The sequence below is a fragment of the Mariniflexile ostreae genome (assembly GCF_042427585.1).
GTDB classification, from domain to species: domain Bacteria; phylum Bacteroidota; class Bacteroidia; order Flavobacteriales; family Flavobacteriaceae; genus Pseudalgibacter; species Pseudalgibacter ostreae.
Genome location: NZ_JBHMFC010000015.1, coordinates 1 through 12,661, shown reverse-complemented (window position 1 = coordinate 12,661; position 12,661 = coordinate 1). Strand labels below are relative to the sequence as shown.

At 34.2% G+C, this 12,661-nt stretch carries 6 protein-coding genes; all 6 read left to right on the top strand.

Annotated features, from left to right (window positions below):
* Window positions 1-347: 347 nt before the first annotated feature.
* Window positions 348-644, top strand: coding sequence for a DUF4298 domain-containing protein (locus tag ACFFU9_RS05200; RefSeq protein ID WP_379860333.1), 297 nt, complete (start codon window positions 348-350; stop codon window positions 642-644).
* 794 nt (window positions 645-1,438) lie between these two features.
* Window positions 1,439-4,507 (top strand): SusC/RagA family TonB-linked outer membrane protein, encoded by a 3,069-nt coding sequence (locus ACFFU9_RS05195; protein WP_379860332.1) that lies wholly within the window; start codon window positions 1,439-1,441, stop codon window positions 4,505-4,507.
* Window positions 4,508-4,523: 16 nt separating this feature from the next.
* Window positions 4,524-6,254 (top strand): RagB/SusD family nutrient uptake outer membrane protein, encoded by a 1,731-nt coding sequence (locus ACFFU9_RS05190; RefSeq protein ID WP_379860331.1) that lies wholly within the window; start codon window positions 4,524-4,526, stop codon window positions 6,252-6,254.
* A gap of 289 nt (window positions 6,255-6,543) precedes the next feature.
* Window positions 6,544-10,668: a hybrid sensor histidine kinase/response regulator transcription factor gene (locus ACFFU9_RS05185; protein ID WP_379860330.1), complete on the top strand. Its 4,125-nt coding sequence runs from the start codon at window positions 6,544-6,546 to the stop codon at window positions 10,666-10,668.
* Window positions 10,669-10,802: 134 nt separating this feature from the next.
* Window positions 10,803-12,017: a glycoside hydrolase family 88 protein gene (locus ACFFU9_RS05180; RefSeq protein WP_379860328.1), complete on the top strand. Its 1,215-nt coding sequence runs from the start codon at window positions 10,803-10,805 to the stop codon at window positions 12,015-12,017.
* A gap of 354 nt (window positions 12,018-12,371) precedes the next feature.
* Window positions 12,372-12,661 (top strand): hypothetical protein (locus ACFFU9_RS05175; protein WP_379860326.1); only part of this gene is annotated, 290 nt, incomplete at its 3' end.

The following is a 12,661-nucleotide window of genomic DNA, read 5'->3' as shown; positions in this document are numbered from 1 at the left end:
GAAGTAATAAATTGGCAATAGATAAAAGTGAATCAGAGGACATAGAAATTTTTGCTCCAAAGTTCTTTCTTTTTTAGTTACTCCACAACTTTTTGTGTTGACCCAAAAGTTGTGGGATTTTAAGATTATGCATAAATTGTGAATCAAGTCTAAATATTCTATTTCAATTCACACACAACCTTAGAGAATGATTCGTTTTTGCGTCTTATATTGTTCTGCAAAATTCTTGTATATAAATGTTGATGATTACTTGGTGCAAAATGAAGAAAATGTATTTAATTCACACAAAATTTGTATTGATAAATCGATAAGTTTAAAACAAATTATTTTAAAAACAATAGCTACTTATGAACAATATAATAGACCGTATAACAAAAATGGAAAACATATTAGATGAGCTCACTATAGTGGTTGAAACATCCGATAAAGCCATAAATAAACTACAGGATTCTTTGACAGATTTAAATACGTTAAAAAAATATTATGAATCTCAATATATGAAAGATGTTATGGCAGACAAAAACAATGAAGTTCCTCAAAATCTTAAACGTGGTGTTTTGAGTGAGGATGCTGTTCATACTTTACTTACCGATTTGTTTGAATTATCTAATAAAATGGCAAATTTGAGCAAAAAAATAAGATAATCTTTTGTTATTTAGCAAGCTGAACCCACTAATCAATGCCACTTCAGAATTAAGCAAAAACTTGTCCATCACTTCTAGTAGAATAGTGTTTGAAGGTTAAAATCTTATAACCTGAGTTCGATTAATATTTAAGTAGATTTTACTAGTAAATTAAAGTTTTGAAAATCAATTTGTTAATCTAAATCTATCTATGATAATTAAACGCCATGTCATTATTATAAATGATAAGGTGAAAATGCTCACTTTTACCTAAGCCAATACAGATTATAGAAGGCTTTTAGATAAAATATCTAGTAAGTTACTTAGAGGCAGATAAAGGCTGTGTAGTTAAAGAATTAGAGCTACTTCTTTTTATTGACAGCTTGTAAATAGTCACACAAGTTATAAGCAACCTGAAAACTATTTAATGATTATGGGCGATGCCCTTTTACTTAGTAAATGCTGAGTAATTGAAATCATTAACGATGAGCTTGAGAGTATTTGACAGATATAATGTTCGAGACCCAGAAGTTTTGGTAACTTTTAAATCCATTTAATTTCTGGATGTATTGCTTACAGTATTTTCTAAAAGGCATCAATCAAATTTACCTATTTTGATAATCGAACTCAGTTTTTTAACTGAAGATGAAGAATCTCCACTTCAACTTTACTTACAGGTTGCAACTAGTTTACTAAACCATATAATTGTTAAAAATTTTAATAAACACATGATTTACCCCCTATATATAAATGAAAAATCCCCTTTATAGCGCTAGTTTATTAATTTATTTGTGAAAACAACTAAACTAATTATTATGAAGAAAAACAAAAAAAGACTATGGGCTCTGTATTGCTTGCTCTTTACCCTTACATTAACAAATATGCAAGCGCAGACCATACAAGGTACCGTTAAAGAAGCAGACACAAATATGCCCACTCCTGGTGCCAGTGTCGTAATTAAGGGAACTGTAAAAGGTACCTCTACAGATTTTGATGGTAATTATTCCATCGAAGCAAAATCTACAGATATATTGGTGTTCTCTTACGTTGGAATGGAGTCCCAAGAAATTCCAGTAGGAAACAAGAAGACCATAAATGTAATTTTAGTCTCTAACTTAAGTGCCTTAGATGAAGTAATAGTAATTGGATATGGTACCCAAACAAAAAAGGATTTAACAGGTGCTACATCTGTTGTTAAAGGTGAAAAACTGTTAAAGGCACCTACAGCAAATTTAGCATCAAATCTTTCAGGGAAAATGACAGGTGTATTTGTTAACACAGCCACAGGACAACCAGGAAGTGAAGATGTCAATTTTGCCATTCGAGGAACAAGTACAACAGGTAATAATGACCCTTTAATCGTAGTGGATGGAGTAGTTCGATCATTTTCCAGATTAGATCCTAATGATATTGAAAGTGTAACCGTGCTAAAAGATGCTGCTTCAACCGCCGTATATGGGGCAAGAGCTGCAAATGGCGTTCTTTTGGTAACTACCAAAAGAGGTAAATCAAATAAACCGTCCTTCAGCTTAGAAAGCTCTTTTGGATTTCAATCGCAAATAAGACAAATTGAGCTGATGAATGCTGGTGAATATGCACGCTATATTAATGAAGCAAAACGTAATTATGGCGAAACTCCAGTATTTACAGATCAGGAGGTATCACAGTACGAAAGTGGCGAACTTCCCAGTTATGATTGGCTAAATTCAGTTCTTGGGAATTCTGCACCATTGTCCAAGCATAACATTTCTGCTAGTGGCGGCAGCAGTAACACACGCTATTTTCTTTCTTACGGACTTTTAGATCAAGGTGGGTTTTATTCAACAGCAACTTATAAGCAGCATAATTTACGCTCCAATATCGATGTGGATCTATCAGATCGCTTAAGCATAAGACTAGATGTATCTGGAAGAATAGAGAATCGTTCAAATTCTCCTGCTACACTTAGTAATATATATCAAGGATCTCTTATTGGTAAACCCACTCTTAATCCAAATTTAGATACTGAAATTGGTCCAGGAGCTATTGCTTCCAACGGTTTTGGAGGCAGCCCTCGCGGATATGCTGAAAGAAGTGGTTATGATAAAACCTTATCTAATATTCTTCAAAGCAATATGAGTTTAGAATATGAAATACCAGGTATTGAAGGCTTATCTGCTAATGCTCTTTTTTCTTATGACCTTTCATTTGATAAGAAAAAAGTTTTCAAAAAACCCTTCACGCAGTATGAGTTTAATGGTGCAACAAACAGTTATGATGAAACACTAGGGGGCGTTTCTTCAATAAGCCTTGCTGAAGGAAGAGGACAAAGTGATCAACAAACCATACAGTTTAGCCTTCGATACGATAAGATGTTTACTAATCATAAAATAGGAGCATTACTACTTTATGAGCAAATTGAATCTACAAATAATGAACTTAACGCATTTAGGGACAACTTCCTTTCCGCAGCACTTCCGGAACTTTTTGCAGGAGGTACAGAGTTATGGTCCAATAATGGGATGTCAACAGAATCCGCTAGAAGAGGTTATATAGGCAGAGTAGAATATAATTACGATAGTCGTTACTTATTACAGGCCAACTTGCGTGTGGATCAGTCTTTTAACTTTCCAAGCAGCGGGCGCACTGGAGTATTTCCAGCATTTTCATTGGGCTGGCGACTATCCGAAGAGCAATTTATGGAAAATGTAACCTTTATGGACAACATTAAAATTCGTGGATCCTGGGGGCAAGTAGGAAATGATAGAGTACCATCTTTTCAATACCTCTCACTATTTGGTTTTGAAGGTGGATACAGTTCAGGTGGTTTGTTCCAGCAAGGTATTACCAGTTCTGGAATAGCCAATCCCGACATTACTTGGGAAACAGCAACGACCTTGGATTTAGGTCTTGAATTTAGCATGCTTGATAATAAACTAAGCTTCGAATTTGATTACTTTAAAAAACGTACTGAAGATATCCTAAGACCAAATAATGATATAGTACCAGGTACTTTTGGAGCGAGTTTGCCAGATGTTAATTTTGGAATAGTAGATAGCTGGGGAGGGGAGGCCCTTGTTAACTATAAACAAACTATTGGAGATTTGGGCATTTCCATTAATGCTAATGCCAGTTGGTTTAAAAATAAAGCAATTGAGCTAGCTGAAGCCGAAGGCGTACTGCCATCAATTGCAGAAACTGGTAGAGCATTAGGATTAAGAACTGGGTATCTTTCCGAAGGTCTTTTTCAAACACAGACAGAAATTGATAATGGTCCAATACAATTCTCATCAGCGATCCATAATAATCTAGCGCCAGGGGATATTAAATACAAAGATATCAACGGCCGTGATGGCGATGGCGAACTTACAGGGCAACCCGATGGTTTTATAGATGAAGATGACAGAACCGTTATTGGCTCTAGTGGTAATCCAAATTTATTATTTGGACTAAATATAGCCTTAGACTATAAAGGCTTCGACTTAACAGTGAATTTTCAAGGAGCGACAGATTATTCAAGAGATCTTTACGCAATTCCTTTTGCGCGAGATGGAAACTCTTTAAGGGAATTTACCGATTCATGGCGTCCAGGAAATGAAAATGCTAAATATCCTAGGTTAAGTTCTGGAGATGCATCGCCAAACAACCAACAAGATTCTGATTTTTGGGTTAAAGAAGTAACTTATGTAAAACTCAGAAACCTTGAAATCGGTTATAATTTTAATAGCAGCGTTAAAGAGGTGTTAGATCAAATAGGCGTTAATAATCTAAGGGTTTATGCGTCTGCTAACAACCTTTTAACACTTTCTAATTTAGGTTGGAGAGATCCTGAAGGCGCATCTGGTTCTAATCCATTCTATCCACAAACAAGAACCTTAACCTTAGGTGTTAACGTTGGGTTTTAACAATTAAATTTTAGATATGAAAAAAATAACGTATATTATAGTAATCATGCTAAGCATAACAGCATGTGATAATGACTTTCTAGACCGAACACCATTAGATCAAATCAGTTCATCGGATGTTTACGAAGATCAAGCACTCGCACAGGCTTACATTAATAACACTATGGGGCGCCTTCCTTATGGCATTCATGGATATCCATATATTAATGAAGGGTCAAATGAATGGAATCGAAGAGACGCAAATCCTGGTTATGGGCAATATCCTTGTATGATAGCCTCCATAACCGATGAGGCTCGTGCCAAAAGTGGTTGGGTGGAAAATAATAGTATTGTAATAAAAGGAGCGATTACGCCTAGTAACTCTGCAGGATATGGTATTTGGAGTGTTGCCTACAGAACTATCCGTCAGGCTAACGAAATTATTGATGGCATGGAAACCTCTACTTTAGGCGAAGACTTTAAGGTTAATACGATTAGTCAAGCACGATATATTAGGGCTTTTACCTATTTTGATTTGGCAAGACGCTATGGCGATGTGCCCTTAATAACAAAAGCACAATCCATAGATGACGAACTGTTAGTGTCGCAAACTGCTCGTGCTGATGTTTACGACTTTGTTATAAGTGAGCTAAATGATATGTCATCAAGTCTTCCTAACCGATCTGATGCAGGGGCATCGAAAGTGAACAAACAGGCTGCAATTGCTTTAAGTGCAAGAACAGCATTGTATGCCGAAAAATGGGAAGAAGCTGCCACTTTAGCAGACAAATTGATTACTGGCGAACACAACGATGGCCTAGCCCTTCATGGTAACTATCGCGATTTGTTTTTATCAGAAGGCGACAACATAGAAACTATTTTTGAAAAGCAAACCTTGGCACCGCTAGACGGGCAATCTTTTGCTTTATTTAACTGGCCGGTGCGTTGGAGAAATGATTGGGGAGGACAAACAAACCCCACACAAGAGTTAGTGGACGATTACGAAATGATTAACGGTCTCCCTATAACGGATGCAGCATCTGGTTACGACCCCTCGAATCCCTATGCCAATAGAGATCCAAGGTTTTACGCTTCTATATTTTATCACGGAAGTGAGTTTTCTGAAATTGAACCAAAATCAGGAGAACCATTTATAGATATGGAATGGAATAACGGAAATGAAGGCCCTGGAGATCCGGGTAAATTTCATGGATCTGCTTCGATAACAGGCTATTTAATTAAGAAGTTTGCAAACCCCGCAGAAGGATTTGGTCCACAAGAAGGCAGAAGCATTAGTAGTTGGCAAGAACTTCGCTATGCCGAGGTACTGCTTATATATGCAGAAGCAGCAAATGAAGCGAATGGTCCTGGACCCAAAGTTTATAATGCTTTGAATAAAATAAGACTAAGAGCTGGAATGCCCGACATTTCATCGGGTTTGTCTAAAGAGCAAATGCGTGAGCGTATCCGTTTTGAACGAAAGATTGAGCTTGTTTTTGAAAATCATAGATTTTGGGATTTACGCCGATGGGGTACTGCTGTAGACGTCCTTGATGGCTATGTACCACATGGCATGAAAGTTGAACGTACTTCGGACGCACCATCAAAAGCAGATCAGCCACAATTATTCGACCCTCAATTTTTGAAATACACAGTATTTGAAGTGAACGGTAGATCTCAAACATTTCCTGCGAGTCATAATAAATTTCCTATTCCACAAGGTGAAATAGATAAAAACCCGAAATTAAAACAAAATACAGGATATTAATTATGCCGAGCAAACAGCATTAATAATATTAGTAGGAGTTTAAATAAATTATAATTTGACGCCTAGATAATCTCATTTACAAAATTCACAACCTCATTTGGTTTGAGTTGGTTAGTTTGACCAATGTCCGAAACTTTATTGTTCTGGACATTGGTTTTTTAAATACCCATCTAATTATAACCCAGCCGTTTTTAAAAGACCGTCTCATTCTGAAATATAAAACTAATACCCTTTAAAAAGTTTTGGTTTTAGTTACTTTTAGATACTAAATTTAAAAAAATAATTGAGTATGATTTTTAGGTTTTACATATCAAGCATTTTCATAATTATAGCAATAACCACTAGTGCAGTTGCACAGCAAGCAAATAGCACTTCAGAAAATCTTACTTTTAAAAACTATACTACAAAAGATGGCCTATCACAGAGTTCTGTAGTATCCATAGTTCAAGATACCAATGGATTTCTATGGTTTGGCACAAGATACGGTCTTAATAAATTTGATGGACATACCTTCAAAACCTATAACTATAATGCAGAAGACAAGAACAGTTTAACTCATAATTGGATAACATTTTTACATGTTGATGCTCAAGATACGTTATGGATAGGAACAAAAAACGGACTAAACACTTACAGTCCTGAAAAGGATAATTTTAATCGATTCAAAGAAAATGACAAATTATATTATGAAAAAGAAGTATGGGATCTAAAAAGCAAAGACTCCACATATCTCTGGATTGCTACAAACCAGGGCTTAGATCGATTAAATATTAAAACCAAACACATTTTTAGTTTTAAGCATGATAAATTTAAGGAGTATGGATTGAGCAGTAATGAGATTAAAGCTATTTTACCAACCAAAAACGGAACCGTTTGGATTTGCACCAAAGATGGCATTGATTTGTTTAAACCGAATTCCAATAGTTTTGAAAACTTTACCTACCCGAACAATAAAGCACCAAATTTAACAAAGAACAGTACTGTAACACTATTTGAGGATAAAAATGGTGACGTTTGGCTAGGATACGATGAAGGTTTGGCCCTGTTCGACAAGAAAAAGAACCTGTTTCAAAACTATCGTTTTAAATCCAAAACTTATATTTCTAGTGCTGTTAGAACCATTTGTGAAGACAAGTTTGGCGCGCTTTGGGTTGGTGCTTACGATGGATTATATCAATTAAATAAAGATAAAACAAGTTTTAAAAAAAATGTTCACGACATTACCAATCCTAACAGCTTAAGCCAAAATTCCATATACAAAATTACTGAAGATAACCGTGGAGACCTGTGGATAGGTACTTGGGCCGGTGGTATTAATTATATAAATAGAAGCACCAACTTTTTTGAAACAATTCATTCTGGAATCTACCCTATTAATTTAAATTATAAAGTAGTAAGCTCCATTGTAGAAGATAGCAACGAGAATTTATGGGTTGGTACAGAAGGCGGCGGTATAAACTTTTATAACAAAAACACTCATCAATTCGAGTACTTTACGCACAATCCAAACGACAAAAACAGTATAAGCTCCAATAACATAAAAGCCATATTATTAGATCACTCCGGAAATTTATGGATAGGAACCCATGACGCTGGAGTCAATTTCTTAGACCCAAAAAAACGCCCTTTTCACTTTATAAAATACACCCACCAACAAGGTGACAAACATAGTTTAAGCAATAATAAAATTACAGCGATTTTAGAAGATGAGTTTCACAATATATGGGTTGGAACAAACGCCAGTGGCTTGTATCTATATGATGCCTTAAAACAGGAATTTGTTAAAATACCAGATCCTCATAACTATATTGGTGATTTTGTAATAACCATAACTAAATCCGAAAATAAAAATTTACTATATATAGGAGGTGCATACGGACTCACTGTTTTTGATGTTTCATCAAAAAAAATTAAGCCTTTAGACTATAAAAACGGTAAAAAATCGAATTATAATATAAATCAAGTTGCAAGTGTTTTAACGCTACCTCACAATAATATTTGGGTTGGCACGGAAGGTGACGGACTTTACAATTACAATACCAGTACTAAAGAAAGCAAAAGATATGGTGTAAAACAGGGCTTGCCAGATGAGGTTGTTTATGGTATCCTTTCAGATGATGATGACAATCTCTGGGTCAGTACCAATAAAGGTCTGGCTAGATTTAGCTTGAAAGATAAAACGATTAAAAATTTCAATGTTTCAGACGACTTGAAAAACAATGAATTTAATTATGGCGCTTATTTAAAATTAGCCAACGGAAATTTAGCCTTTGGAAGCACTAATGGTTTAACACTTTTTAATCCGAAAAAAATTGAAGACGACAACTTTATACCATCCCCAATTATTACGGGTATTAAGATTAGAAATAAGCCTGATATAAAGTACGTGCATGCCAACGAAGTTATAGTTTTAGAGCACAACCAAAACGATTTTAGTTTAAGTTTTGTTGCCTTAGGCTATTCTAAACCACAAAAAAACCAGTATAGCTATACGTTAGAAGGGTTTGATTCTGGTTGGAACTTTAGTGGGAACACCAAAACAGCAAGTTATACTAATTTAAACCCTGGGGAATATGTTTTTAAAGTTAAGGCTTCAAATAGTGATGGGGTTTGGAATGCAACTCCTACTTTAGTAACTTTAACAGTATTATCTCCATTCTGGAAAACCTGGATGGCTTATACACTGTATTTTATTACTTTTATTACTCTTTTTTTAATACTAAGAAAATATACGCTTATCAGGATAAAAGAGCATAATGAACTAAAATTAGAACGATTGGGCAAAAAACACTCAGAGGAAGCTAATCGCTTAAAATTACAATTGTTCACGAATATTTCACATGATTTTAGAACACCGTTAACCTTAATGGTTGGTCCATTAAAAAGATTAATAGACGACACGGATACCGACACAAAATCGCAGCTTAAACTACAAGGCATCTATAGGAATGTTAATATCCTGTTACAGTTGATCAATCAATTATTAGATTTTAGAAAAAGTGAAGTTGGTAAATTAACCGTATCCGTATCTGAGGTAGCGTTAATACCATTTATAAAAAACATAAAATTATCTTTTGAAGAATTGGCTAAAGAAAAGGAAATTGATTTTAAGCTATACACAAAAGGTTCCTTTGATGATATCTGGTTGGACACTATTGAAATGAAAAAGGTCTTTTTCAACATTCTTTCCAATGCTTTTAAATTTACGCCCCAAAATGGCAAAATAACTATTAATCTATCTATGGAAACAAAGTCTGTAAATAAGAAAACTTTAAATTTTCTTAAAATTACAGTCCAAGATACTGGAAGAGGTATCCCAAAAGATAATATTGCATTTGTTTTTGATCGGTATTTTCAATTTGGTAAAAAAAATGAATTACAAACGGGCACAGGCGTTGGTTTAGCTCTTGCAAAAGACATTATTGAACTCCATCATGGACATATAGAGTTTACCAGTAAAGAAAACGAAGGCAGTTGTATCACGATTTCTCTATTAACGGGTAAATCTCATTTTTCAAAAGAAGAAATACGCAAAGTAAGTGAATCAAAAACACAATCGATTGGTATACTACAGCATTATGAGCCTACTGTAATTAATACAGACTTAGCAGAGAAAAATAACAGCATTACAGAACCTGTCTTATCCAACTCTCTACAAACCATACTCATTGTAGAAGACAATTTAGAAATTAGAAATTTTATGAAAAGTATTTTTAAAAACATCTATAATGTTTTAGAAGCTACAAATGGAGAAATGGGGATTAGAATGGCAGCGTCAGAGTCTGTAGATTTAATTATTAGTGATATTATGATGCCTAAGATGGATGGAATTAAAATGTGCAGCCTTTTAAAGTTGGACATCAAAACAAGTCATATACCTATCATATTATTAACAGCGCGAGTTTCTTCAAAAACTCAAAGAAAAGGCTATAAAACTGGAGCAGACGCCTATATTACAAAACCTTTTGATGCCGAACTATTAATACTACAAATAGGTAATTTATTAAAATCAAGACAAAAACTTATTGATAAGTTTAAGAAAGATATCTTAATAGAACCTAAAAAAATTACAGTGGTTTCAACAGATGAGATTTTTCTTGAAAAAGCCATGAAAATTATAGAAGACAATCTTTCAAATCCCGATTTTAATGTAAACACACTAACAGAGAAGATAAATATGAGTCAATCTGTTTTATACAGAAAATTTAAAGCATTAACGGGGCATTCTTCTTCAGAATTTATACGAATTATTCGAATAAAAAAAGCAAGTCAATTAATTTTAAAAACCAATATGAGTGTTATAGAGGTTGCAGATGATGTGGGATTTAATGACATTAAATATTTTAGAAAATGTTTTAAAGACAATTTTAAAATGACACCTTCAGCCTATCGAAAATCTCAAATAAAAGACTGATAGCGTGTCTGCTAAATAAGAAACAAAACGCTTTACCCCCTATTATAAAACGTTATTTCCCCCCTATGTAGGCTTAAAATTAAGATTTTTGAGCTTTACCTAACTAAAAACATCAACCAGTAAACAGTCTTTATATGAAATTTTTAAAAACATTTTTAGCTACAGCTTCTTTAATCATTTTGTTTTCTTGCAATCAAAATACCCAAAATGCCCAAAAAACCAGAATAGATATTGATTTCATTTTGAAAAAAGCAGAAAAGCAAACGGCTCTTTTGTTAAAAGCCTCTGAACAAGCAGGTAAAATACCTAGAACTTTAACTGCAAAGGGCGAGATGCATTGGACAAACGTTGGTTTTGACTGGACTGAAGGCTTTTTCCCAGGTATGTGCTGGTACTTATTTAAGAGCACTAATGACGAAACATGGAAATATGCAGCACAAAAATTTCAAAATAAATTTGAAGACCACAAAAACAGAACAGATAATCACGATTTAGGGTTCGTTTTTAATTGTTCGTATGGCAATGGTTACAAACTCACTAAAAATAATGCTTTTAAAGAGGTCATGATTACTGCAGCAGATGCTTTGATTACACGTTTTAATCCAGAAGTGGGATGTATACAGAGTTGGGATGTAAGATATGGATGGCAATCCAAAAGAAATTGGCAGTTTCCTGTGATTATTGATAATATGATGAATCTTGAATTATTATTTGAAGTATCGAAACTAACAGGAGATGCTACATATAAAGATGTCGCTATCGCCCATGCCAATACGACAATGGACCATCATTTTAGAGCCGATTACAGCAGTGTTCATGTTGTAGATTTCGATTCAATTACGGGTGCCGTTAGAAGCAAAGAAACGGCTCAAGGATTTGCTCACAATAGCGCTTGGGCGCGTGGACAGGCTTGGGCAGTATATGGATATACTGTATGTTATCGGTATACTAAAGATATAAAATATCTTAAACTAGCTGAAAAAGTCGCTAATTATATTATTCATTATGAAGGCACTCCTGAAGATGGTATACCGTATTGGGACTATAATGCCCCAAATATCCCCAACGAACCAAGAGACGCCTCTGCAGCAGCCATTACCGCATCTGCTTTAATAGAGCTTAACCAATATTCTAAACAGAATTACAAAAAAAATATTGATAAAATTATAAGCTCATTAGCATCCGATAGCTATACTGCGGAAATTGGCACAAACCATTACTTTATTTTAAAGCATAGTGTTGGTAGCATTCCACACGATAATGAAATTGATGTACCTTTAAATTATGCCGACTATTACTATATCGAGGCGTTACTGCGTTACCAGTCACAATTCATTAATAAGAAATAGAGCTATTATTACCATATGAGTTTTCACGAAGCTAGACATTTTAATCGCGTTGCTTTGATAAATCAAACCAAGGCTATATTTTAAATACGATATTTTAGATTTAAATCGAAATAAGCTTATAATAAGAGGGATACGTGTAAAAGAAGTGTTTTATAATAAAAAGAAAAAAAACATATTCTGTTTATGTATTCTATAATTATTGATAATTTCTTTGTATTAAAGCCAACCCTTTTTTTAAGAAAACTATCGACGGAAAACAAGAAAATCAGAAACAGCCTATAATTTAAAGCATTTTATAATTTCTATGTTAATGGAAACTTACTATTAAGCTGAATTAAATTAATATCTATTTAAATGTTAATCGAACTTAGGTTTGCACAAGATAACGTACTGCCAAACACCTATTATAATGTGTACAGAGGTGAAAAATCACACCAGTTTACTAAAATAGCGAGTGGCGTTAAAGATACTATATATATTGATAAAACGGCAGATAGTAAATCACAATACTATTACACTGTAAAAGCAGAAACCGAAGCAGGAGAAAGCAATTTTCATCCCAATATAGCTACTGCTTTTTCAGTGGAGAGTAATGAGAAAATAACCATTCAATTTATCGAAACTCAAAGCGAAGGTTATATGGT

Excerpts from the sequence above, each read along its gene's own strand:
- ACFFU9_RS05180 (WP_379860328.1), top strand. The coding sequence starts at position 10,803 with ATGAAATTTTTAAAAACATTTTTAGCTACAGCTTCTTTAATCATTTTG.
- ACFFU9_RS05190 (WP_379860331.1), top strand. The coding sequence starts at position 4,524 with ATGAAAAAAATAACGTATATTATAGTAATCATGCTAAGCATAACAGCA.
- ACFFU9_RS05200 (WP_379860333.1), top strand. The coding sequence starts at position 348 with ATGAACAATATAATAGACCGTATAACAAAAATGGAAAACATATTAGAT.
- ACFFU9_RS05185 (WP_379860330.1), top strand. The coding sequence starts at position 6,544 with ATGATTTTTAGGTTTTACATATCAAGCATTTTCATAATTATAGCAATA.
- ACFFU9_RS05195 (WP_379860332.1), top strand. The coding sequence starts at position 1,439 with ATGAAGAAAAACAAAAAAAGACTATGGGCTCTGTATTGCTTGCTCTTT.